General features: G+C 42.9%; 22 protein-coding genes and 1 tRNA gene. 15 read left to right on the top strand and 8 right to left on the bottom strand.

The genetic code is table 11. The features are described 5' to 3' along the window. Nucleotides 1-66 precede the first annotated feature (66 nt). The 7 genes from POW22_RS01625 to POW22_RS01595 are packed head-to-tail and all read left to right on the top strand — an operon-like array spanning nucleotide 67 to nucleotide 5,881. Complete coding sequence (locus POW22_RS01625) at nucleotides 67-729, top strand: metal-dependent transcriptional regulator (protein WP_272830704.1); 663 nt, start codon at nucleotides 67-69, stop codon at nucleotides 727-729. Further along, on the top strand, nucleotides 726-1,529 hold the full coding sequence (locus tag POW22_RS01620; RefSeq protein ID WP_272830703.1) for a transporter: 804 nt from the start codon (nucleotides 726-728) through the stop codon (nucleotides 1,527-1,529). Before POW22_RS01625 ends, POW22_RS01620 begins: the two co-directional genes overlap by 4 nt. Next, nucleotides 1,530-2,441 (top strand): metal ABC transporter solute-binding protein, Zn/Mn family, encoded by a 912-nt coding sequence (locus POW22_RS01615; protein ID WP_272830702.1) that lies wholly within the window; start codon nucleotides 1,530-1,532, stop codon nucleotides 2,439-2,441. Beyond that, nucleotides 2,441-3,175, top strand: a complete 735-nt coding sequence (locus tag POW22_RS01610; RefSeq protein WP_272830700.1) for a metal ABC transporter ATP-binding protein — start codon at nucleotides 2,441-2,443, stop codon at nucleotides 3,173-3,175. Before POW22_RS01615 ends, POW22_RS01610 begins: the two co-directional genes overlap by 1 nt. Then, a complete protein-coding gene (locus POW22_RS01605) occupies nucleotides 3,172-4,284 on the top strand; it encodes a metal ABC transporter permease (RefSeq protein ID WP_272830698.1) in 1,113 nt (370 codons plus the stop codon). Before POW22_RS01610 ends, POW22_RS01605 begins: the two co-directional genes overlap by 4 nt. Next, nucleotides 4,281-5,441 carry a metal ABC transporter permease gene (locus POW22_RS01600; protein ID WP_272830697.1) on the top strand — a complete coding sequence of 387 codons (1,161 nt, stop codon included), beginning with the start codon at nucleotides 4,281-4,283 and terminating at the stop codon, nucleotides 5,439-5,441. The genes POW22_RS01605 and POW22_RS01600 overlap by 4 nt, the downstream gene beginning before the upstream one ends. A gap of 32 nt (nucleotides 5,442-5,473) precedes the next feature. Continuing rightward, nucleotides 5,474-5,881: a hypothetical protein gene (locus POW22_RS01595; protein WP_272830696.1), complete on the top strand. Its 408-nt coding sequence runs from the start codon at nucleotides 5,474-5,476 to the stop codon at nucleotides 5,879-5,881. A 159-nt stretch (nucleotides 5,882-6,040) separates the two neighbouring features. Here POW22_RS01595 and feoB read toward each other — a convergent pair whose 3' ends face one another. The 3 genes from feoB to POW22_RS01580 form a co-directional block, all read right to left on the bottom strand. Further along, a complete protein-coding gene (gene feoB, locus POW22_RS01590) occupies nucleotides 6,041-8,137 on the bottom strand; it encodes a ferrous iron transport protein B (protein WP_272830694.1) in 2,097 nt (698 codons plus the stop codon). After that, entirely contained in the window at nucleotides 8,137-8,364 is a 228-nt protein-coding gene (locus tag POW22_RS01585) for a FeoA family protein (RefSeq protein ID WP_272830693.1), read from the bottom strand. Before POW22_RS01585 ends, feoB begins: the two co-directional genes overlap by 1 nt. A gap of 76 nt (nucleotides 8,365-8,440) precedes the next feature. Continuing rightward, the gene (locus POW22_RS01580) at nucleotides 8,441-9,106 is read right to left on the bottom strand and encodes an SCO family protein (RefSeq protein ID WP_272830692.1); all 666 of its coding nucleotides are present in this window, start codon (nucleotides 9,104-9,106) and stop codon (nucleotides 8,441-8,443) included. Nucleotides 9,107-9,313: 207 nt separating this feature from the next. Here POW22_RS01580 and rseP point away from each other — a divergent pair, with 207 nt between their 5' ends. The 6 genes from rseP (at nucleotide 9,314) to POW22_RS01550 (ending at nucleotide 16,491) form a co-directional block, all read left to right on the top strand. Continuing rightward, on the top strand, nucleotides 9,314-10,639 hold the full coding sequence (gene rseP / locus POW22_RS01575; protein ID WP_272830690.1) for an RIP metalloprotease RseP: 1,326 nt from the start codon (nucleotides 9,314-9,316) through the stop codon (nucleotides 10,637-10,639). A 65-nt stretch (nucleotides 10,640-10,704) separates the two neighbouring features. Further along, nucleotides 10,705-10,778: transfer RNA gene (locus POW22_RS01570), tRNA-Asn, on the top strand. Nucleotides 10,779-10,905: 127 nt separating this feature from the next. Continuing rightward, nucleotides 10,906-13,314, top strand: coding sequence for a glycoside hydrolase family 3 C-terminal domain-containing protein (locus POW22_RS01565; protein ID WP_272830688.1), 2,409 nt, complete (start codon nucleotides 10,906-10,908; stop codon nucleotides 13,312-13,314). Between the two features lie 255 nt (nucleotides 13,315-13,569). Next, nucleotides 13,570-14,937, top strand: a complete 1,368-nt coding sequence (locus POW22_RS01560; RefSeq protein ID WP_272830687.1) for a T9SS type A sorting domain-containing protein — start codon at nucleotides 13,570-13,572, stop codon at nucleotides 14,935-14,937. A gap of 232 nt (nucleotides 14,938-15,169) precedes the next feature. Continuing rightward, the gene (locus POW22_RS01555; protein WP_272830686.1) at nucleotides 15,170-15,739 is read left to right on the top strand and encodes a helix-turn-helix domain-containing protein; all 570 of its coding nucleotides are present in this window, start codon (nucleotides 15,170-15,172) and stop codon (nucleotides 15,737-15,739) included. A gap of 23 nt (nucleotides 15,740-15,762) precedes the next feature. Beyond that, entirely contained in the window at nucleotides 15,763-16,491 is a 729-nt protein-coding gene (locus tag POW22_RS01550; protein WP_272830684.1) for a CPBP family intramembrane glutamic endopeptidase, read from the top strand. Nucleotides 16,492-16,546: 55 nt separating this feature from the next. Here the strand turns inward: POW22_RS01550 and POW22_RS01545 are convergent, their stop codons facing one another. The 5 genes from POW22_RS01545 to POW22_RS01525 form a co-directional block, all read right to left on the bottom strand. Beyond that, a complete protein-coding gene (locus POW22_RS01545) occupies nucleotides 16,547-19,369 on the bottom strand; it encodes a CHAT domain-containing protein (protein WP_272830682.1) in 2,823 nt (940 codons plus the stop codon). 79 nt (nucleotides 19,370-19,448) lie between these two features. Continuing rightward, nucleotides 19,449-20,312 (bottom strand): hypothetical protein, encoded by an 864-nt coding sequence (locus POW22_RS01540; protein ID WP_272830681.1) that lies wholly within the window; start codon nucleotides 20,310-20,312, stop codon nucleotides 19,449-19,451. 18 nt (nucleotides 20,313-20,330) lie between these two features. After that, the gene (locus POW22_RS01535; protein WP_272830680.1) at nucleotides 20,331-21,608 is read right to left on the bottom strand and encodes a tectonin domain-containing protein; all 1,278 of its coding nucleotides are present in this window, start codon (nucleotides 21,606-21,608) and stop codon (nucleotides 20,331-20,333) included. A gap of 16 nt (nucleotides 21,609-21,624) precedes the next feature. Beyond that, entirely contained in the window at nucleotides 21,625-22,194 is a 570-nt protein-coding gene (locus POW22_RS01530; protein WP_272830679.1) for a hypothetical protein, read from the bottom strand. 9 nt (nucleotides 22,195-22,203) lie between these two features. Further along, nucleotides 22,204-22,845 carry a hypothetical protein gene (locus POW22_RS01525; RefSeq protein WP_272830678.1) on the bottom strand — a complete coding sequence of 214 codons (642 nt, stop codon included), beginning with the start codon at nucleotides 22,843-22,845 and terminating at the stop codon, nucleotides 22,204-22,206. A gap of 171 nt (nucleotides 22,846-23,016) precedes the next feature. On the opposite strand from POW22_RS01525, the gene POW22_RS01520 reads away from it, so the two are divergent. Together POW22_RS01520 and POW22_RS01515 are read left to right on the top strand one after the other, a co-directional pair. Then, complete coding sequence (locus POW22_RS01520) at nucleotides 23,017-23,565, top strand: RNA polymerase sigma factor (protein WP_272830677.1); 549 nt, start codon at nucleotides 23,017-23,019, stop codon at nucleotides 23,563-23,565. Beyond that, nucleotides 23,562-24,275, top strand: coding sequence for a hypothetical protein (locus POW22_RS01515; protein WP_272830675.1), 714 nt, complete (start codon nucleotides 23,562-23,564; stop codon nucleotides 24,273-24,275). The genes POW22_RS01520 and POW22_RS01515 overlap by 4 nt, the downstream gene beginning before the upstream one ends. Nucleotides 24,276-24,574 lie beyond the last annotated feature (299 nt).

Raw genomic sequence — 24,574 nt, 5'->3', positions numbered from 1 at the left:
TGTGTAAGAAGCTATAATTTAGACAAGTCTAAAAATATATTTACCTTTGTATAAAATATATTGTCGATGTACAGTCTCTCTGAAGAGAATTATTTGAAGGCTATTTACCATTTAGAGCAGCAGGCTACCGCGGAAGTCAGTACCAATGCAATTGCAGAGCGCATGCAGACCAAGGCCTCTTCTGTGACAGACATGATTAAGAAGTTGGCAGATAAGGATCTGCTGACCTACAAAAAGTACAAAGGAGTAAGTTTAACGGATTCGGGAACCCGAACCGCCTTACGAATTATAAGGAAACATCGTCTTTGGGAAGTGTTCCTAGTGGAGAAGCTTCAATTCAAATGGCATCAGGTTCATGATCTTGCTGAACAACTCGAGCATATTCAGTCTCAAGAATTGGTGAATCGTCTGGATGATTTCTTAGGCAATCCGCAATATGACCCGCACGGAGATCCTATTCCAGATTCTGAAGGCAACATCAAACGCCGTGATAAAAAACTATTGGGACAGCTTGAGGCCAATCAGTCTGCAACCTGTATCGGTGTGAAATCAGCGTCCGATGATTTTCTGAAATACCTCAGTAAGAACAATATCGGTATCGGTTCCAAGCTAAACGTTCAAGAAGCTGAACCATTTACCGGAGCACTCACGGTAAAGGTTGGTGAGACAACCCTGTTTTTAACTAAAGAAATTGCGAACAATATATACGTAACCCTAATCAAATCATGAAATTGAAAAAAACCCTTTTTGTTTTAACCCTGATGATCTCGGCGAGCTCAATGTACGCTCAAGATGATACTGGCCTGGGTCCTTTGATCACAGATCGTCCAGACGCCACCGAATCACCAAACACGGTTCCAGTTGGTTTTGTACAGTTTGAGACCGGCGCCTTTTTTACCAGAGAGGAAAATAGCGGCCTTACCACAGAATCAACTACGTTCAACACCATGTTGGTGCGTTATGGAATTTTGGACAATATGGAATTGCGCTTGGGGTGGAATTTCACGGAAACACGTTTTTCTTTAAACGATATGGAACTTGAAGATGTCCTCAGCGGATTGGATCCACTCTTGCTCGGAGCTAAAGTTGCCATTGCTCAAGAGAATGGTCTATTGCCAGATATTGGTTTGATCGGTCACGTTTTTTTACCCTTTACTGCAGGACGCGATTACAAACCAGAATATACTGGGGTTGATTTTAGATTTTCCTTTGGTCATACTTTGAGTGAACGTTCTAGCCTGTCTTATAATTTAGGAGCGCAATGGGGCGGTGATAGTCCAGAGGCAGAATATGTATATACCATTGCCTATGGCTATGCCATAACTGATGCTTTTGGAGCCTATGTAGAGCTCTATGGAGAACTCCCAGAAGACAGCGGTCCCAATCACCTTTGGGATGCTGGAATTACCTACTTGGTCAATGATGATCTGCAGTTGGATGCAACCATCGGCAGTGGGATCAGAAGCGATCAAGAATTATTAATAAGTGCTGGTTTGAGCTACCGTTTAGACCTTAGAAACAAGAAATAGATGAAAAGATTAATTGTATTAGCGCTCTTGCTACTGGCTTTGGTAAGTTGTAAAAACGAAGGTGTGGACGACTCCAAACCAAACGTTGTTGCCACCACCACAATGATCAGTGATCTGGCGCGCCAGATCGGGAAAGACTCCATTGACGTACAAGGACTCATGGGAAGTGGAGTAGATCCTCACTTGTATAAGGCGAGTGAAGGAGATGTTTCTAAGTTATTTAATGCGGATTTGATCCTTTACAACGGCCTTCACTTAGAAGGAAAGATGGGAGAGGTCTTTGAAAAGATGCAGGCTCAAAATATTAAGACTGTAGCCCTAGCAGAAACTTTGGATCCCTTGGTCTTGCTAGAGTCTGAGTATTTCGCTTCCAACTATGACCCGCATGTTTGGTTCAACATTACTTATTGGCGCCGTATTGCTACTGTGCTTAAAGATGAGCTGGTTGCTTTGGACCCAGAGAGTAAGGCGTATTATGAAGCCAATTACGCAGCTTACATTGAAGATCTAAACAACCTCAAAGATGTGGTAGAACAGATCATCAGTAGTTTGCCAGAAGAAAAACGCTATTTAGTCACGGCTCATGATGCTTTTAATTATTTTGGACAGGCCTACGGATTTGAAGTAGTTGGGCTGCAGGGCCTCAGTACTGCCACGGAGGCGGGTGTTCAGGACGTACAACGCTTGGCGGACTTCATCATTGAGAAGCAGATCAAGGCCATTTTTGTGGAGAGTTCAGTACCCCAAAGAACCATTGAAGCTTTGCAAGCCGCGGTGCGTGCTAAAGATTTTGAAGTTGTAATTGGCGGAACACTTTATTCTGATGCTTTAGGGTCTGCTGGCACAGATGAAGGTGAATACATTGGGATGTTCTTATCTAATGTGAACACCATTGTAAAAGGATTGAAGTAATGGAAAAGATCGCAGTTAGTGTTGATGACCTTACGGTAGCCTACAATTACAAACCGGTTTTGTGGGATATTGACTTGGCTATCCCAGAAGGTGTTTTGATGGCGATCGTTGGGCCGAACGGAGCCGGAAAGTCAACTTTAATCAAGGCTATTTTAGGAATTATTGATCCCATTGCCGGGAGTATCGGGATCTACGGCAAACCCTATGAGGACCAACGCCAAAAGGTCGCTTATGTGCCTCAAAAAGGCAGCGTGGATTGGGATTTTCCAACTACGGCCTTAGATGTGGTCATGATGGGAACCTACGGCAGTTTGGGATGGATAAAACGCCCGGGAAAAGCTCAGAAGAAAGCAGCTTTAGAAGCTCTTGAAAAAGTGGGGATGCTTCCTTTTAAGAACAGGCAGATCTCTCAACTTTCTGGAGGGCAACAACAACGTATATTCTTGGCTCGAGCCTTGGTGCAAAATGCAGCCATCTATTTTATGGACGAACCCTTCCAAGGGGTAGATGCCACTACAGAAAAGGCCATCGTCAATATATTAAAAGAGCTGCGTAAAACGGGCAAGACCGTAATTGTGGTACATCATGATTTGCAAACGGTTCCCGAATATTTTGATTGGGTGACCTTCTTGAATGTCAAGAAAATTGCAACTGGGCCGGTTTCTACCATCTTTAATGATGATAACCTGACCAAGACCTACGGAATCAACTATAAAGTGAGCCTACAACAATGAGTTTAGGAGAGTATTTTGAACTGCTATTCACGGATTACACCCTTGGAGTCATTACCCTGGGTACGGCCATATTGGGTGCTGTTACTGGTATGTTGGGCAGCTTTGCAGTACTGAGAAAACAGAGCCTTTTAGGCGACGCGATCTCACACGCAGCACTTCCCGGAATTGCTTTGGCCTTTCTCTTTACAGGAGCCAAAGACAGCAATGTGCTCCTTATTGGAGCCTTGATCAGTGGATTGTTGGGTGCCTTCTGGATTCGGGGAATGGTTAAGAACACACACCTAAAGGCCGATACTGCCCTTGGCTTGGTACTTTCATTGTTCTTCGGATTGGGAATGCTCTTGCTCACGTATATTCAGAAGCTTCCTAACGCAAATCAAGCAGGTTTAGACAAATACCTCTTTGGACAAGCAGCCACTTTAGTAGCCTCGGACGTTTGGATCATGGTGGCCATCACGGCAGTTTCGCTCTTTATACTCCTACTGTTTTGGAAGGAGTTCAAATTGCTTTTGTTTGATGCAGATTACACCAAAACACTTGGCTTTAACACGCGATTTATAGATACGCTGATCACCTTTTTCATTGTTATTGCTATTGTCATTGGGCTTCAAACGGTTGGGGTAGTGCTTATGAGCGCCATGCTTTTGGCGCCAGCCGCTGCAGCGAGACAGTGGACCAACAAACTTAGTGTGATGATTGGTTTGGCAGCCTTTTTCGGGGCATTCTCTGGGGTGTTCGGAACGGCGATCTCTGCCACCCAAAGCAATCTGTCTACGGGACCGGTGATCGTTTTGGTTGCGGCCTTTTTTGTACTGATCTCTTTTGTGTTCTCTCCCGGACGAGGTTTGCTCTTTAGAGAGATCCGTTTTCAAAAAAATCGACGTGAATTGGAACTTAAAAAGACCTTGCAATTCATGTATTCCATTGCCAAAACGCATGAAGACATTTCACATCCTCACGCAGTGAAGATCCTGAATAATTTCCAAGGATTTACTAGAAAGACTTTGCAGCAAATGGTAGATAAAAAATGGGTGACCCTAGACGGAACCATGTGGTCCATGACCGCTTTGGGTTATGAGGAAGCCGAAAATCTATACAGTCAAACATGAGCACGCCACAGATAGAAATACAGTTAATTGCTGCAGTCGTAGCTGTGGCTTGCGCCATTCCAGGAGTCTTTTTGGTTCTGCGCAAAATGGCCTTGATCAGTGACGCGATCTCTCATTCCATCTTGCCAGGAATAGTACTTGGCTTCTTTTTAACACATGATCTAAACTCACCTTGGCTTATACTTTTGGCTGCTGTAACCGGTGTGATTACCGTGGTGCTCGTAGAGTTCATTCAAAAAACTGGACTGGTTAAAGAGGATACCGCTATTGGATTGGTTTTCCCAGCGCTTTTCAGCATTGGCGTGCTGATGATCTCTCGCAATGCCAGTGATGTCCATATGGATGTCGATGCTGTTTTGCTTGGCGAATTGGCCTTTGCGCCTTTTGACCGCTTGCTCGTGAGCGGGATGGATTTAGGTCCAAAATCATTATGGGTAATGGGTATTATTTTACTGATCACCTTGGGATTATTGTGGGCCTTTTTTAAAGAATTAAAAGTAAGCACCTTTGATGCTGGTCTATCGGCGGCGCTGGGTTTTTCACCGGTAGTCTTGCATTACGGGCTGATGTCTGTGTCTTCCATTACCGTGGTTGGCGCCTTTGACGCTGTGGGCGCAATTTTGGTGGTGGCTTTGATGATCGCTCCGGCAGCCACGGCTTATTTGCTTACCCATGATCTCAAAAAGATGCTCTGGCTGTCCGTGATTTTTGGAATTAGCGCGGCAATAGGAGGATATTGGTTGGCCCATTTATTAGATGCTTCCATTGCGGGCTCCATTACCGCAGTTTTAGGATTTATCTTTTTGCTGGTCTATTGGTTTGCTCCAAACAAGGGAATCATTGCGGTCTTGTACAGAAAACGCCAGCAGCGCATAGAGGTATCGTTGCTGACCTTCTTGCTTCACCTGAATAATCACCAGGAAGAATCAGAAAGACACATCAACCACCTCAATGAACATATTAATTGGCAAAAAGTACGTTCAGAAGCGGTGGTTAAGCTCGCCTTAGAGAACAATATGATCACGGTAGAGGATCAGTTGGTATCCCTTACCGACAAAGGCAAAGAGTTCACAGATCTCGCTTTGGAGTATATCCTTACTAATAAAGACGAGCATATTGAACACCTCAAAAAAGACTTCTTTCTATTTAGAGGATAGGGTTTTGGCACGATTTTTTAGTACACTTGTGTATGAGATTGATAACAACCCTTTTAATATTGCTTAGTACCACATTGACTATGGCTCAAGAGGATTCTTTAGAAAAAGTGCAACTCAAGGTCGGAGATTCCGATTCGGCCATGGACATGCAGTTCAGCTTCAAACAAGTTTTAATGGATTCTCGTTGCCCCAGCGACGCGCAATGCGTTATGGCCGGATGGGCAGACGTTGAGGTAGGACTTATTTTGAATGACGGCGAGGAGCAAATCGTAAAGATCCGCGTGGATGCTAGTGAACAACATCTAATTCATCCGGTGGTTTTGGAACGGGACAATGGACTTCGTGTTGTGGTTGGGAAATTGACACCATATCCTTTATCTACGCAGAAATTTGAGGATAGAGAATACTGTTTAGAGTTGTGGATCTATCAAGATCAGTGACAGCCGCAGTCTTTATTGCCACATTTGGTTTTGCCACCGTCTAAGGTGCCGGCTGTGGTCTTTCTTCGGGATTCAAAAATAGGATTCCACACAAACTTCTTCAGCAAGTAACCTGCTGCAAAAGAAAAAACAATAAGCACAAGTGTTTGTTGAATCATCTTATTTTAAGATTTGATAGCTTATTAATGCTGTAATATACGCAATTACTGACATTGCAGCGAGTTGCCACATGGGCCACTTCCAAGAGTTCGTTTCTTTTTTAACTACTGCGAGAGTACTCATACACTGCATAGCAAAAGCGTAGAAGAGTAACAGGGAGATACCACTAGCAAAGTTGTAAATGGGTTTACCCATGCTATCTACCTCCGCAGCCATTCGATCTCTAATTGGCTCTTCTTCCTCGCTCCCCACGCTATAAATAGTAGCCAGCGTACCGACAAATACTTCTCGCGCAGCAAAACTACTTATAATAGCAACCCCGATCTTCCAATCGTAGCCCAAAGGTTTTACAGCTGGTTCTAGGGCTTTTCCCATGATTCCGATATAGGAGTTCTCCAGCTTAAAGGAAGCAATCTCTGCCTCGAGTTCTTGTTCCGTGAGACCATTATTGATGTTTTCCTGCATCACGATCTCTTCGGCTTTATTAAAGTCGCCAGGACCATAAGAAGCTAACACCCAAAGCACAATAGAAATGGCTAAAATGATCTTACCGGCATCAACCACAAAGGTCTTGGTCTTTTCAAAAACGGTGGTGAGTACGTTACGCGGCATGGGAACCTTGTAATTGGGCATTTCAATTACAAAAAAGCTTTTTGACTGCATCTTTAGGATCTTGTCTAAAACATAGGCAGATCCAATAGCCGCCGCAAACCCGAGGATATACAAACATAGCAAAGTCAGGCCTTGATAATTGAAAACGCCCCAGAGCTTTTCGTCTGGAATCACCAATGAAATGATGATCACATAAACGGGCAGACGCGCAGAGCAGGTGGTAAAAGGAGTCACAAGAATTGTGATCAATCGCTCCTTCCAGTTTTCAATGTTTCGGGTTGCCATAACTGCTGGAATGGCACAAGCCGTTCCTGATACTAAAGGAACAACACTTTTTCCGCTAAGTCCAAACCGTCGCATACTGCGGTCTAAAAGGAAGACCACACGACTCATATAGCCGCTTTCTTCTAAGATGGATATAAATAAAAACAGAAAGGCGATCTGCGGGATAAAGATAACCACTCCGCCCAATCCAGAAACGATACCTTCTGCCAATAAATTGGTAAAATCGCCAGCAGGCATGCTGGTTTTGATCCATTCACTCAGGGAGCTAAAACTCTCGTCAATGAAATCCATAGGGTAGCTAGCCCATTCAAAGATCGTCTGAAATATAATGGCCAGTATGGCCAAAAAGATCACATAACCCCAAACGCGATGTGTCAATACGCGGTCCATTCTGCTGCGCAGATCCTTAGCGTTGGCTGTGTCAACAACTAAGACTTCTTTTAGCACTTCATTGATGAACTGATAACGCTTAATGGTCTCCCGTTGCTGCATCCTTTTCAGGTTGCTGTCAGACTCTGTTTTAAAGGTAGCTATCAGGTCTGAGTTATTGCGTTCAATTTTTCCAAAGTTGACGTCTTGAGTGATCACCAACCACAACTTGTACAAATCTTGGTTTGGGAAGGCTTTTTTGAGGCGATCAAAATACTCCGGTGCAAAGGTCAAGGCATCCATGCAGGGTTCTGTAGAAAGCTCTCGGTAATTTAAAATGAGCTCTTTGAGCTCATCAAAGCCTTGGTTCTTTCTAGAACTGATCAGTGCAATTTTGGTCTTTAAGGCTTTTTCTAGCTTGGGAATGTCTAAGGAAATGGCCTTGCGCTTCATCCTATCGGCCATATTGATAGCAAGAATGGTCGGGATGCCCAAATCCTTGATCTGCGTGTAGAGCAGTAAATTTCTTTTGAGGTTTTCCACGTCTGCAACTACAACAGCCACATCTGGAAAATCCTTGTCGTTCTTGTTGAGCAAAAGCTCAATAACCACATTCTCATCTAAGGAAGACGCATTGAGGCTGTAGGTTCCCGGCAAGTCCAATACATGGGCTTTTACACCTCTAGGAAGTTTGCAGGTTCCTTCTTTCTTTTCTACGGTAATTCCAGGATAGTTCCCTACTTTCTGATTGAGGCCAGTCAGTTGATTAAAGACAGACGTCTTACCAGTATTGGGATTCCCAATGAGCGCAACATTGAATTGTTTGGCCATTAGCTCAGCAGATCGATTTCTATTTGAAGCGCTGTTTCTCTGCGGATCGCCAAGTGACTTCCGTTGATGTTGAGGTAAAGCGGATCGTTAAATGGCGCTAACTGAACCAGTTCTACTTCCATTCCCGGAAGGCAACCCATTTCCAAAAGCTTGAGCGGAACGGTCTCGATGGGAAAGTCCTTGATGATTCCCTTTTGACCGCGGTTGAGATGAGCTATGGTGGGCATTGCGCTTATTTAGATTGATTTTAAACAACAAAAATACCACATATACATCGCATCCAAAAGTAAAAAGGTGGTTTTTCTAATATTCCGATTTTAGGATCTCAATATCCTCTAATAATTGTTCGATATCCTCCGGATCGGTACCATCGTAATAACCGCGAAGGCGTTTTTCCTTATCGATGAGCACAAAATTCTCCGTGTGGATCATGCCGTATTCACCAACAGCATCTTTCTTTGCGGCGAAATATGCCTTTCGGGCCAAATTGTAGATCTGTTCACGATCTCCAGTCACTAAATTCCAAACCGAGTCGTTCACGCCTTTTTCAAGCGCGTACTTTTTTAACTGCGGAACCGAATCGATCTCTGGAGTAACAGAATGTGAAAGCAACTTCACCATTGGATCGCCACCCAGCGCCTCTTGAATTTGCACCATATGATCCGTCATGATTGGGCAAATGGTAGCGCAGGTAGTAAAAAAGAAGTCCGCAACGTAGATCTTATCCTCATAATCTGCTTGAGTGATAGTGTCTCCGTTTTGATTGAGCAATTTAAAATCTGGAATGCCGTGATATTTCTTGACGAATTGCATGCTGGGATCTACCAATTCTTCTGCAACACTGACTGGCTCTATGATTTGTAAACGATCCTTGGGCTTTAAAGCGCGATACATAATGGTGATGATCAGTGCGGATAAGATCAGCAATACCAAACCAAAAAACTTGTATTTCGCAAAGAATTGAAGCATATAAAATTCCTTTTTACAAAGGTACAACCGCCGCTTTAGACCCCACAATTCCAAGGCTTGTTTTTGTGGATTTTAACTTTGAAAAAGCAAATGTGAGTCCGCAATGATAAAAATGCGTTAAAAATTAAGTGTCAAGGCCTTTCCCGAAGCGGCAGCATTTTCTAAAGCGGCCCGAATAGGTTACTTTTGTCCTCTAAATTTTAAGCAATGAGCGAATTTTGGGTCAAAGCCGCGCAGCTACTCTTGAGTTTATCCATACTGATCGTACTGCACGAGCTGGGTCACTTCATACCTGCCAAACTCTTTAAAACACGCGTAGAGAAGTTCTACCTGTTTTTCGATATAAAATATTCCCTTTTCAAAAAGAAGATCGGTGAAACCGTTTACGGTATCGGATGGCTTCCTTTGGGCGGATACGTCAAGATCTCTGGAATGATAGACGAATCCATGGACAAAGAACAGATGGCGCAACCACCACAACCTTGGGAATTCCGTTCCAAGCCGGCTTGGCAACGCTTGATCATTATGGTGGGTGGTGTGACCGTGAACATCATTGTTGGGGTTTTGATCTATATCGGGATCTTTTACGTCAATGGAGAGCGCATAGTGACTCAAGAATTGGCGCCAAAAGGATTCTCTGTAGCCCAAAGTTTTAAAGACCTCGGATTTCAAGACGGAGATCAGATCCTAAAAGTGAACGGAGAGGATTTCAAAGACCTTGGAGATCTGAACCGCTATATCTTTTTGCGTGACGTAAATAATATTACTGTGGCCCATGCCAATGGAACTGAGCAAACCATCAGCCTGCCAGAAGATATTGGAATGCGCATGTTTAAATCAGGCGATACCAACCCATTTAACCGTTGGAGAGAACCCGTTATTGATACGGTACTTCCAGAGCTTCCAGGAGCCGTTGCAGGTTTGCAAAAAGGTGATGTGGTCGTTGCGGTAAATGACGTGAAAACAGTGACTTGGAAAATGGTTCAGGAAAATGTTGCAGGAAACGCTGGGAAAGAGGTAGCCATTACTGTAGACCGAAACGGACAACAACAAACCTTTAGCGTAACGCCTAACGACAAGTGCAAAGCAGGGATTAATAACTACGGGAAGGAATACGACGGCAAGTTCAAGCAACTCAAATACAGCTTTTGGGAAAGCCTAAGCGGCGGAACCGTTTTTGGATACAACATTTTAGTGGACTACGTGAAGCAGTTCAAGTATGTCTTCACCAAAGAAGGAGCCACACAGATCGGTGGATTTGGAGCCATTGGAAACCTGTTCCCAGGGACTTGGAGCTGGACAGCCTTCTGGTTTAATACCGCACTCATCTCGATTATTTTGGCCTTTATGAACATCCTACCTATCCCTGCTTTAGATGGTGGACACGTGATGTTTTTACTCTATGAGATCGTCTCTGGAAAAAAACCGAGCGACAAGTTTATGGAGTACGCACAGATGATCGGATTCATCCTTTTGATCGCTTTGGTTCTGTTTGCCAATGGTAATGACCTTTACCGCGCGATTTTCGGATAGAAAAAAGTATAATTTGCTTGTAGTGGAATAAAAATAAATTTATATTTGCCTCCGCTTAGCGAAATTCCTCCATAGCTCAGTTGGTTAGAGCACCTGACTGTTAATCAGGGTGTCCTTGGTTCGAGTCCAAGTGGAGGAGCGGAAGTCAAGACCCGATCAGAAATGATCGGGTTTTTTTATGGAGTGAACTTGGACTCGAACTCAGCATAAGTGCCCTTCTATAAATTTCATTACTTTTGTGTCATATTGACACAATAAGATCAACAATGAAAAAATGGCTCAAAAAATCGCTAAAGGTATTAGGTGTTCTGCTGCTTTTAGTTGTAATCGTTGCGGTTGCAGGCTGGATGTATCTCAAAGCGACATTCTTAGATTTTGAAGACGATTATAGAGAGCGAACCAGTTTTGATGAAATTGTAGTCAATGGCCAGACCTTTTTGGATCGGAACAGCAATGGTAAACTCGATATTTATGAAGATCCCAACAACCCTATAAATGCTCGGATTGCGGATCTATTAGAACAAATGACCCTCGAAGAAAAAATTCACCTGCTAAAAGGTTCAGGAATTGCTTCCGCCATAGGTCAAGATGATTATTCGGCTATTCCGGGAGCCGTTGGAACCATTGTACCCACTCCGCGATTGGGATTACCAACAATCTATCTTTCAGACGGCCCGGCCGGACTCCGGATCGCTGCCGAGCGAGAAGGGGAGGACAGAACCTATTACTGTACGGCCTTTCCTATTGCCACCTTACTCGCATCTACTTGGAACAAGGATCTGGTTTACAATGTGGGTGATGCCATGGGAACAGAAGCCCTTGAATACGGCGTGGATGTGATCTTAGGCCCGGGAACCAATTTACACCGTCACCCCTTCTGCGGACGCAACTTTGAATATTATTCAGAAGACCCCTTCCTTACCGGACACATTGGTGCAGCGATGGTCAATGGAATTGAATCCAATGGAGTCGGCACTTCCGTAAAGCATTTTGTGGTAAACAATCAGGAGACCAACAGGAACTTTAACGATGCTCTTGTTTCCGAACGCGCTTTGCGCGAGATCTACCTAAAAGGCTTTGAAATCATTGTAAAGGAGTCTCAGCCATGGACGATTATGTCTTCTTATAATCTAGTCAATGGTACTTATGTAGCCGAAAGCGAAGAATTATTGACTGATGTCTTGCGATCTGAATGGGGCTTTGAAGGCTTGGTTATGTCTGATTGGTTTGGTGGCAATGACGCCGTGGCCATGGTCAGCGCTGGAAACGACCTTTTAGAACCCGGTACGAACAAACAATGGAAGGCTTTGACCAAGGGTTATGAAGAAGGAACGCTATCTGAAGCTACCATTGATAGAGCCGTAGGTCGTATTCTTAAACTCGTCTTGAATTCTAAAAAGATGAGTAATTATCAATACAGTGACAATCCAGACCTCAAGGCGCACGCGCAGATCACGCGCAATGCTGCCGCAGAAGGTATGGTGCTGCTTAAGAACGATGCGGTACTGCCGCTCAATACAAGTTCTCGTGTGGCTCTTTTGGGGATCACCTCTTATGACTTTATCGCAGGCGGAACGGGCTCCGGAGATGTCAACGAGGCCTACACGGTTTCTTTGGAAGAGGGTTTGAAAAATGCGGGATTCCCCATTAATGCCGACGCAAAACTCCTATTCGAATCTCATAAGGCCAAAAATTTGGAAGCCTTTAAAAAGCTAGAAGGCCTTGACGCAATGTTGACTCCATACGACGCTCCAGAAATTCAATATTCTAAAGCACAACTAGAAGAAATAGCTGCTAAGAGTGATGTGGCCATAATTACTATTGGCAGAAACAGTGGAGAAGGTGGAGACCGCGTTGTAGAAGACGACTTTCAACTCAGCAGCTTGGAACAACAAATGATTGCGAACACCAAAGAGGTATTTGGTGGCTTAGATAAAAAAGTGATCGTAGTGCTCAATATTGGTGGAGTCATTGAGACTGCTTCTTGGAAGGGCCTCCCCGATGCGATCTTGCTAGCTTGGCAAGGCGGACAAGAAGGGGGTAATGCAACTGCAGATATTTTAGTGGGTAAATTAAACCCAAGTGGAAAATTACCCATGACTTTTCCAATTGCGGTAACGGACCATGCATCTCACAATAATTTCCCTTTGGAAGGCAAGCCGATAGATTTGATGAGTTTTATGACCAATTCTGGTGTAAAGGACAAAGCCGATCAGATTAAAAATGAAGATTATACATTATATGATGAAGGAGTCTATGTAGGCTACCGACATTTTGATAAGAACGATATCGACGTTTCCTATCCTTTTGGTTATGGCCTTTCCTATACAGCTTTTGAGTATTCAGAACCAGAAATGACTTTAGACGCAAACCAGCTGTCAGTTACCTTTACCGTGACCAATGTCGGTGAGGTTTCCGGTAAGGAAGTGGTTCAATTATATATCGCCAAAGAAGATTCAGGTATAGACCGACCAATTCAGGAACTTAAGGCTTTTGAAAAGACAGCCTTATTGGAACCTGGAGCTTCCGCAACGCTAAATCTTAAAGTTTCTATTCAAGAATTTGCCTATTGGGATGAAGCCCTTTCTGATTGGGTGGTAGAAAAAGGGGACTACACCATAAAAATTGGTAGCTCCTCACGAAGCATTCATATTTCCGATACGGTATCTATATAATATTTGACTCCCCAATATATAAAGCCCGGCCTATTTTGGTCGGGTTTTTTTATGCGAAGAGAAATTGGTTGCAATTTCTAAAGAAAGCCAATATATGCGGGTAACAAACCAGTCTTTTGCGCAACGAAAGTATAGGAAAGGGGATGAATAACTATAGGGGTTTACCTCTTTGTTGGGTATTCAACCTAGTTTGATTAGAAACAAATTCTAATTATACAATTCCAGGAATTGGGATGTGACTTTAAACTGATAGTTATGAAAAAAAGATTACTTTTTTTGTTTGCCTTTGGATGCTTGCAAACAACTTTTAGCCAGATAGGGCCTGAACAAATTATTTCAACAAACGCGGATCGCGCTATGGGTGTTTTTGCGGCCGATTTAGATGGTGATGGAGATCAAGATGTGCTGTCAGCCTCCCGTTTTGACCATAAACTTGCTTGGTATGAAAATGTGGACGGATTTGGAAATTTTGGTTCGGAGATCGTCATTACGGACACATTTTTTGGTGCTTGGGCTGTAATTGCCGCAGACATCAATGGAGATGGCGCCCAGGATATTGTTGCTTTGGCAAATGATATTAATGAGGTCGCTTGGTTTGAGAATTTAGATGGATCTGGTAGCTTCGGACCTCGACAGATAATCTCAAGCGCCTTTACCCCAAATGCCCTTTATGTAGCCGATTTTGATGGCGATGATGATCTTGATGTGGTTTTTAGTTCCGTTACGGATGGACGTATTCTTAAAATTGAAAACTTAGATGGTTTAGGAAATTTTGGACCTCCTGAGGTGGCACTTAATTTATTTGCGGCCTACGGCGTCTTTTTAGGCGATCTTGATGGGGATGACGATCTAGACCTTATCGCTACTTCTTATTCTGATGGATTTGTAGTTTGGCAAGAGAATCTTGACGGTTTAGGTGATTTTGGTCCAGCTCAAATCATTGTGACCGATGAAAATGGTGCTTCGGATGTCTTTGCAATAGATATCGATGGTGATGATGATTTGGACGTAGTTTCATCTTCTGCCTTGGATTCTCAAATTGCTTGGTATGAAAATATTGATGGCTTAGGAGCTTTTGGTCCACAACAGTTGCTTTCGCCTTCTGCCCTTGACGCCTGGTCCGTATATCCAACAGATCTGGATGAAGATGGAGATATTGATATCCTGGCTACTTCAGGTTTGGCAGATAACAAAGTATCTTGGTTTGAAAACCTAGATGGTTTAGGCGATTTTGGCCCTGAGACTGTAATAACTTCCAATGCTTTAGAAGCTCGTAAAGTTTATGCAGCCGATCTTGATGGTGATGGCGATATGGACGTGCTCTCGGCTTCAAGAGGAGACGACAAAATAGCTTGGTATGAAAACTTGACCATACTTTCTGTTGTAGATAATGCTCGTTTTGATTTGGCCGTTTATCCAAATCCGACACAAGATTATATCACCTTAAACATGCCAGATTATGTGAGCATAAATACCGCGGATGTATTCAATCTTCTCGGTCAAAAAATGGAAACCTCACTGCAAAATCTCACGGTAGATTTAACCGCCTTAGCTCCAGGAGTGTATTATCTGTTGTTAGAAACTGATCACGGCAGCAGCTCACAAAGAATCATTAAACGATAAAAGATCAAGTTCCAATAATTACAAAAACACCCGCATCATAAATTCCATTTTTATTGTCTGAATTATTCCGAACAATAAAGTTGGCCATAGAAGAAATGAACTCATCAACTTATAAAAGCTTTAAAATCGTCTGAATCCCCCATAAATACAATAGATGACAGCTAGGTGACATTTAAATGGCGGGTAAATTACCAGCAGTTCCGCTTACATTTGCAGTATCAACAAACAAAGTATGAAACGAGCAAGTCTAAAAGAAAACCTCCTGTATCACCGAAAACTCAAAGGCTATACCCAAGACGAGTTGGCAGATAGAACTACCGTGGGTGTACGTACCATTCAACGTATTGAAAAAGGTGAAGTGCAACCGCATTTACAGACCGTAAAACTTCTCGCGGTTGGCTTAGAGGTTGAGGTTGATGATCTATTGGTTTTGGACAATCCCCAGGAAGAACCCATCAATCGCAAGTGGATGCTATTGCTTCACGCTTCTCCATTTTTTGGATTGATTATTCCGCTAGCCAATGTTTTATTTCCTTTGTTTATTTGGATCAATAAGGCCGATCAAAATCCTATTTATGACACTCACGGCCGTGCGGTGATCAATTTTCACGCAAGTATGAGTCTGTTGCTACTATTGTCACTTTTACTGTTCTTTGCATTTCCAGGGCATAACTTTTTCATAACCGGATTCATTGCGCTTATTGCTTTGGTGTTCTCTATTCGTTCTACGCTCTCAGCTATGGAATCTGGAACCTATTACTATCCACTGTCCATTCACTTCCTCAAAAAAAAGAACCAATAACACACATCACATAGTCAATTAATATGCTTGGATTATTAGTCTTACTACTGATCTCTTGGGGACTCCTATACCTATTTGAGGAGAAGAATTTAAATGCGCTTGGGTTAATTCCCAGTAAAGACCGACTACTACAGTTTGGTCTTGGTTTGATAATTTTAGTGCTAAGCTGTCTGATCCTTATTGGAATTGAAACTGCTGTACAATCCGTCCAATGGGAAAGCACCGAATTTGATTTCAAAACCTTTGTCCAGGCCTTGTATTATCATTGGCGTTCCGCACTGACCGAAGATCTGGTCTTTAGAGGCGCTTTGCTTTATATTCTTTTAACGCGATTGGGCTCGCAATGGGCCTTGTGGATATCCGCAGTTTGTTTTGGGGTCTATCACGTGTTCTCCTACGGGATATTGGAGGATCGTTGGATACTCATTGCTTACGTGATTGTTATCACGGGTTTAACGGGTTATGTATGGGCCTATGCGTTCTCTAAAACGCGCTCCATGTATTTAGGACTCGGATTTCATATGGGATACAATCTTTTAATGGCCTGTTTCTATGAGGCGCAGCCCTACGGAGAACTGCTATTTTCAGAAGTATCAAAGCAGGAACTTTTGGATCCCTTGGCCAGTTTCTATTCCATATTTAGAGGTTTAGTGCCGACTGTATTGACGCTGATAAGTCTTCGTCTATTGTTCTGGATAGGATTGTTTACACCTACTAAAATCAGAGACCCATCGTATGAATTTGATGAGTAAACTCGGGGCGAAGAACAGTGTGGGGATCATCAAAATAGCCCTGGAGAACGAGTTGTTATAGTTGGGCTTGGGTTCGTCTTTTCAGCAACCAAAAAACTAGAATTCCTAAAAAGAGTAGCACAGCAATTGTATACCAAAGGGTGTTATTTGCGGCAGTATTTATCGCATCGTCATTGCCGTAAATAACAAATCCTGCCCAGTAATAAGGTTGGGCGAGTTTCGTGCCACGGTGCTGAGCTAAAAAGCTCTCTTTGGCCAATTTGAGTGCTTCGGATTTAGTTTTACCCGCTTTTAAGTTTTGATAGAATTCCACCATGATCTGTCCTGTTGCCTGATCTGGAACTTCCCAAAGACTCGCTACGGTAGCAGGAACTCCCGCAAAGGTGAAAGCACGTTGAAAAGATTCAAAACTTCTACCTGCATTCTCTTTGCCTAGGCCTGTATTACAAGCGCTCAGTACGGCCAATTCTGCGCCTAGACTCATTCCGTAGATCTCCTCGAGGTATAAGTGGTCATCATCATTCTCGGAGCTGTTAAAAATAAATTTACTGAGTTCGGGTTGGTCGTTATTGACCTCTGCGTGCATGGCCAAATGCAGCATTCGCGCATTGGTAGAAGTGGTGATGAAAGCTTCTTTGTTCAAGCTACTTTCATCATACACTTTGCCGCTGAACAGGTTTCCAATGGTACGGGCCTCCTTTTGGGCGCCAACCAAAACAGAAGACTGACTGCGCGTCAAACTCATTGCTGAGGTGTCATCATAATTCGGGACGTAAATGGCCAATTCTTCAGAAGCGGTATTTTGAGAGGCTTGTGCATCGATAAACTTAAGATTGGAGGTATAGCTAATGGCAAATTCTTCAAAAAGATAGCCATCATCGGAATTTAAAACCTCAAAGGGCAATTGGAACAATTCCCCATCTGGATTGATGATCAGCTGACTGTAGGCATTGATTTCAGGCAAAAGCATCTCGCTGAGATCTTGCGCTAATTCTTTATCGTATTGTTGCGTTTTGAGATTATCTACAAAGCGATCCAGTAGTGCTTTCTCTTCTGACCTCCATGGTTTTATATCGACATTGATATCGTCTTTAGAAATGGAGAATAGGGCCAGTTTATCTTTAAGAAAAATATATTTCAAGATCAACGCATCAGCCTTCATGGTACTCTGTTGTTGCGCTATGGAGAATTTAGAATTACTCAATAGATCTAAATTGGGAAACTCTTCTTTGATCACGCGTTGATGTCCTCGGATCAATTGCTCAATAGAGTCTGCACTTCGGGTGGCATCACTTTGTTTGGCTTTGACCAATTGTGTTCGGAGTCTTACGCTGCGCTTGGTTAAGGAGTCTAGGTTGGGCAGATAATTGGTATATCTATTTTGATTGAATTGCTTCCAGGCTAATTGATTTCTTATGGTTTCTGATTCGTTGATGATCTCTTGCAAGCGTATGTCTTCCAGACCAAACCCACGATTTTTCAGCTCTAAAATACCGTCTAATATCAGTCGTAAAGTTTGGTTGTATTTGGTGTTAAAGGCTTTGTCTGCATAGCTCGCCTTGAATTGTTTGAGGGCACCTTGATACAGTTTGGCTACTTGCTGAGAAACTACGGTATCCTTGGGGTAGAATTCGTCCAATTTGGCCGCGATCTTGACCATCATGTCTGTATGCCCAAATACGGTACTCGGGCTGTAATTACTATAATCCTTGGCCAGTATCGTATCGCTGCTGTGGGCCAAGCTCATGGCTTTGTAGAAGTATGCAATGCAGCTGTCTTTTTCTTTTTTCAGCGCCTGAATGAGTCCTTTCTGCGCATAGAAAAAGGGTCTTCTTGGATCGGTTTGTGACAAGCTTTCCAAAAGCGCGGTGATCTGAGCATCGGCCTCTTGGTGTTCTCCCGCAAGGGCAAGAACTTTGGTCTTGTTGTATTTGAAGCTCATAATTGGGCCGTTATAACCTTCCCGCTCCACCAAATTAATGGCTTCATTCAGTAACTTTCTCGCCCGCTCAATCTCTGCTGGAGTGACCAAAGAATCCACCACGCGACTAATAAACCAATCTGCAGCATGATTTAAGGCTGTAGTGTAATATTGACTTTCGTACTCTTTGACAAAGGCTGCACTTTGACGAATTTCTTGCAAACGATCAATAGTGGCTTCCAGCTGTATACTGTCTGCAGTAGAGGTTCCCAGTTTCCAAAGATTATAGGCTTTCCGGTATGGGAGCATGACCTCCAAACGGTCGTAATTTCTATAGATCCCACGCCGTTCTTTTTCAATATTCTCTTGATCTTCAAAGTAGATGCGTTCTGCAAGTCTTAAATAACGCTGCGCCTCATCTTTGTCACCGTAGTATGCCTCTAAAGTAGAAGCGAGAATATACCCCCCTACTAGGTATAAATTGTTGGGGTCATCTTCTTGGTTGAGAAGCTCCAAAGAACTCAGAATACTCTTGCGACTTTTATTGTAATAGTTCAAGTCAATTTCTGCCCAAGCTTTACTGTTATAGAGTTTGGCTTTTAACTTGTTTCCCTCTAGTGATTTTGTACAAAACAGTAGTCCCTGCTGCGCAGCATGCAGACTTTTTTCGGATTTGTAAAGATGTCTAAAACTCATGGCACGAACCAGATAGATGTTCGCTAAGCTCAGACTGTCTTTTTCATTTAGAGCAGTCTGTTTTGGCAGAATAGAATCTGTAGCTTCAATGACTGTTGCAAAAGCACCACTCACATAGGTTTCCATGGTCTTTTTAGCCAGGCTATCCAGACCATTCACGCTACTTTCTACTTGGACAGGCGTTGCTAAATTGGGTTCAAAACTCGTTGAACTCCAAAACAAGAAAAGACCGCAGCTACCCAGAATTAGAGTTAAAAGCAAAGATCTGTTTAATGATGGATTGGTCAACGTAGTCCGTTTTTATCAATATAGTAATTGTCTTTAAATCGCTGAGAACAATTTATCTATTGTTCAGTAATTCTTTAATAGCAACATCAATGAATATGGAACTTGCTCCCTCGCTGAGCACTTTTGCGTCTGGCAAGAATTGCGACTCTGTTTGCCCGCAAATCTCTTCATCTTCTGCGGAGCGCGCCGCCCGTTTTTCAACGCACTGTTCAATTCCATCGCCTTGAAACTCCGCAACAAAACGCTCATTGTCAAATCGTTTGATGTACAAATACCCTGAGAACATTTGATGGTCCGTCATGGTTTCATCGTTATAAAAAACGATGGAATAGTTAGAGCGCTCTTTGTACTCCTCAGTTTCCATACTCCCAATGGTTGAATTGTCAAGGGCTTCCGTGTAACCTTCAGTCAAAGCGAGCAATTGTTTTTCTGCCTCCTCTGGGGTGATAGTCCCTGCCATGAGTTGTTGGGAGATTTCCATGCCTTTTTTCTTGATCAGATCGGCATTACTAGCTAATGCGGCTTCCTCCCCTTGGTTTCGATTCCTTTTGTAATCTTCTATCTGTCCCTCATTGAATTCGTTTTCTGCTAAAGCTTCTTGAAGCAAACTCACCCTTACATAAACACTGTCTTTTTCTGTGATCGGAAACTTAAATCCACGTTGAAAATCAACTTCTAAAAGGAGATCCTTTCCGTCGGGACATTCATCGCAATTATCCTGCAAGAATTTTGAGTCGTATTTGTCAATTTCCATCAAGGTTAGCATTAAGGTTTGATCTGAGATCTGTGCTTGCGCTACCTCTAAGTTTGGTTTAAAACTAGAACTGTTTACACGTACGGTGTTTTGGCCTAAGGCTGTGCCGGTCATTATAACCAGAAGTAGGTAGAGACTGTTTTTTAGGTAATGAGTTTTCATAAGTTGATGGTTTTGGAATCAATCTATTTTTTCAATTTTAAAGCCGATGGTAACGTTGGTGCGACCTATCCCTGCCACTTTTGAAAAGCTGACATAGTATTCTTTGTTGGGGATCAAATTCTCAAGACGTACCTGTTTCCTGGTCCAATCAAAGCTCATGTCTACCAATCGTTTTTGAGACATATCGACCTGAAAATCAAATACAATCGAGGATAGATCTAAGTCTTTGGTAAATAAAAAGTCACGAGAGGCTTGTACCTTATATTCTCCATTGTAGAGAACAAGTTCATAGATCTCTCCTGGATTTTTATATTCAAAATCTGAATAGGGAACTGGGCTAATGGCTACAGGATAGTCCCTATTGTGATCAAACATTCTTGGGGTTCCATTAATAGGTCCAAGGACCATTGGGCCCGAACTTCCCTTTGCGTTGACACGAAAGCCCATGGTTCCATACAGGCGAATGTTTTCACCTATAGTCATTTCACCCGCCATGGCCCAAATTTTTGTGATGCTTACACGATACTTACCGTGAGTCATTTGTTGGGCTTTCGGGTTGTATTTGTATATATCACCCATGTTGCCAATAGCCCAAATCTGACCCTTGTGAACCGCTACATCCATAAGGTCTTTTCTGGTGCCTTGCAGTAAATTCCATTTTTGCGCACTCGCATTCCAGCGGTAAATACCTTTATTTCTGCCAACGGCATAAACCGTATTGGTCGCTTCATCAAAAGCTATTTTAAGCGGTTTTCCGTTGAGGTTGATCCATTGACCTCCTTTGAATTGTTTGAAGGCATTGTCTTTAAAACGGGCAAAAAGCGTTTTAGAGTCTTGACCCAAAACTTGATTAAATCCAGAAGTATTTCTATTCACCAAGGATTGCATGGTCCACTTGCCTTGAAAGAGCTTGCGCAGGTTTCCGTTGGAATCTAAAGCGCGGATATTCCCTTTTTTGTCAATGTGTACTTCTGTTGTTTTTATGCCAGGAATGAAATTCCATCGTCCGTTAACATCGATATGGACGTCCTTATTGGTAGAAACCATATAGACAATTCCATTGGGATCTACCGCAATGCTCAAGGCAGCTTTTGTCTGCGATCCGAAAGGCTCAAATTTTTGGGCTGCAGCATTGTATTTGTGCACCTTACCCGCACGGTTGATCATGTAAATGCTACCATCTTTTGAACTTATGGCTATGTCTTTAGCAAAACCGTTCATGAGCTCAAACCGCTGCCCGTATGAAGTAACGGCGCTGATCAGCAAACACAGTAAGGGTAGGATTAGTTTTTTCATAATACGTCCCATCAAATTAAATCCCGTAATGTTCTGCCATTTCTATGGCGATCTCTTTAACCGCTTTTCCAGAATTAGTTGTGGTTCCGCGTCTGTTCGGAGGATTGATGTTATAGATAATTCCGTCCTTCAAGATCAGCAGCTGATTGACCGCTGTTAGGAATACAGCTTTCTCTCCCAGGCCGTCCACTGCGTGGTACATATTGGCATTTCGCTTGGGGTCGTATTGCCATAAAGGATTTTCAGTTTTTGGCGCCCAAGCCCCTACTTGTCCTTCATAAAATTCGTAGTCTTTTTTACCGTAGAAAAGCTTGATCTTACAGTGATCCAACACCCCTGGTTTGTATTCAACGCGCTCGCTTTCTATACACAAACCGTCGGGGTTGTATTTGAGAATAAGTGCCTCTGGGAATTCCTCGCACAGGGTTTCTGCTAGATCAGCAGCTTTTGAAGCAAGAGCTTCGTTATTGCTTGCTGTAGCGTTGGTACTTTCTTCTTCGGATTTTGATTGTTCTGCTCCCCCCAAACAACTCAGCAGAGAAAGGGTCATAAAAAGGGTACAAGCTTTTAAGAATATAGGTTTCATGATGATGGTTTAGTTGAGAAATCCGGCGCTTTTGGCCATTGCAATAGCGGCTGCTTTATAATCGCGATTCAGTGCTACTTCTTGTGGGTTCGATTTGTTCATCAGCGGATGTACCTTTAGGGTATAGCCTTCAAATTTGATCTCTAAAGTGTTTTGTTGTCCGTGCCAAAGTGCGGCCATTCCTAAGTTGGGCACCCACTCGGTAGATTCATACATAGACTGTTTTAGCTTCCAAGCTTCTTTCCAATCGGTACCGGAACCTGTGGCCTCCGCCACATCGCCCATAAATTCATCTTTACCGATCTCTCGTTCCACGCTTATTGAGCCGCGCAACCATTGATAATCGTCTGCACCCGCTTTGATGTAAAAAGAGCACAAGGGGGTGGAGGTAGCTCTTCGCTGCGGATTGGTCAGTGGGTCATCAATGATAACCGCACTGACCGAGACTTGATAGATTTGGGCGATCTCATCCGCAGATAATTCACTACAAGCACTCATGCCCTCCGTGTAGTTTATGGCATTGGCTTTAAAATTTTTATTGACAAAAGAAGTGTCTGATAAGTCTTCCCCAACGATTGTTTTACGGTCTCCCATGCAAGCGCTCAGAATAGCAAGACTCGCAAGGGCGAACAAGGCTTTTTTGATAATCATATTTCCTAGATGTTTGGTTTAAGTTGATGGTTTACTTCGTGCTGTATTGATGGGGAAATCAATGGACTCGCATACGTGCTTTAGTGATCCCATGAACCAAAAGGTTAACACCGACTAAAAAAAATTATATTTGCTATTGACTGTTAACCTTCAACACTTCATTTCTACTAAGTGGAAAGAAACACTGATCCCCAAAACTTGGAAAGCCGCTTGCGAGCCGATGACAAATCAGCTTTAGAGCAGGTCTATAAATTATACCGGGACGAGTTTCTGAATTATGTAAAGCGTTATAAGATTGACGATGCAGACGCCATGGACATCTATCAAGATACCGTCATAGCCATGCATCAGAATTTTGTAACCAAGCAGTTGCAACTTCAACAAAGCAGCCTTAAAACCTACCTATTTGGAATAGGGAAGAACAAAGTGTTTCGATATTTGAAGTTGAAAGACAGACACCTGCGATGGCAAGCTGATTTTGGAGATCAAGAATTGCAGAGTCCGGTAGAGCCCGAACTCAATGAGAAGCAAAAACTCTTGGCCAGAAAGTTGAATCAGATCTCAGAGCGCTGTAGAGAAGTTCTGTTGCTTTTTTACTTTAGGAATTTAACCATAAGTGAAATTGTTGAGCAGACACATTACAAGGATGTCAATACTGTTAAGAGCCACAAATCGAGATGTATGAAGAACTTAAAAACCTTAATGGGAGTTGATCAATGATGGAGCACGAGGAGTTAATACAAGGATACTTTAAGCAGAGCCTTTCGGAAGCTGATTCCCAATTGGTGAACCGTTTGCTGAAAGAGGATGCCGAATTCAAAGCCGCCTTTGAAAGCTATCAGGATATGCATATAGCCTTCAAAAAGGCAGATTACGACGCACTCAAAGCACAACTTCAAGGGCTGGAGTCAACGATCTCTAAAGAAACCAAACCATGGCATCGCCAAGCTTGGTTGCGTTATGCTGCAGCAAGTGTGTTAGTGATCGCATTGGGGGTAAATTTCTTCTTTGGTGGCCCAGACAATTTATACGAGGATTATTTTGAGACCTATCCCAACGTATATCAACCGGTGATACGCGGTGCGGAATCTACCTCGGTCAGTGATGCCTTTTTATTCTATGAAAACGGTGAATTTGAGCAAGCTGCCGCCTCTTTTGACCAGCTTTTAGCTCAGCATGATGATATCAACCTAAAATTCTACCGCGCCATGGCGCTACTTAATTCTGGCGATACCGAGCAGGCACTTCCCGAGTTGGAACAATTGTCAGATACTGCATTTGAATTTCAAACAGAATCTAAATGGTTTTTGACCTTGCTTTATTTAAAGCTGGATCAGACAGAAAAAGCCAAAGCACAATTAGAGTTGTTGGATTCTATGGATGCTCAGTTTAAGGTCAAAGAGCGCGGAGAAATCCAGAAAAATATTTAGCCCAATTAGGCATTTACCTGTCCGTTTAACGTTTTAACCTCAATTTCTTCCGGAGGTTTTTCTCTACAATGAGAAGGTTTTTTCTATTGAAAATCAGGGTTTTACCTCTTGATTGCCCCTGCCGCTGCATTTACTTTTGGCGTGATTAGTTCTACAATTATGAACTAACACGACCCCTAGCTTCTTACAGAAAGATCAAGCTAAACTTCCCCAAGGCTTGTCCATGAAAAGAAGATCGAAGACCGTCCTTCTTAGCTTCAAAATCCAACTTTTTGCGGTGTTCACAATGTAGGTAATAG

It is taken from the genome of Gilvibacter sediminis (assembly GCF_028561565.1).
GTDB lineage: Bacteria > Bacteroidota > Bacteroidia > Flavobacteriales > Flavobacteriaceae > Gilvibacter > Gilvibacter sediminis.
The sequence above is the reverse complement of the archived record's forward strand: the minus strand, read 5'-3'. Positions and strand labels throughout refer to the sequence as shown.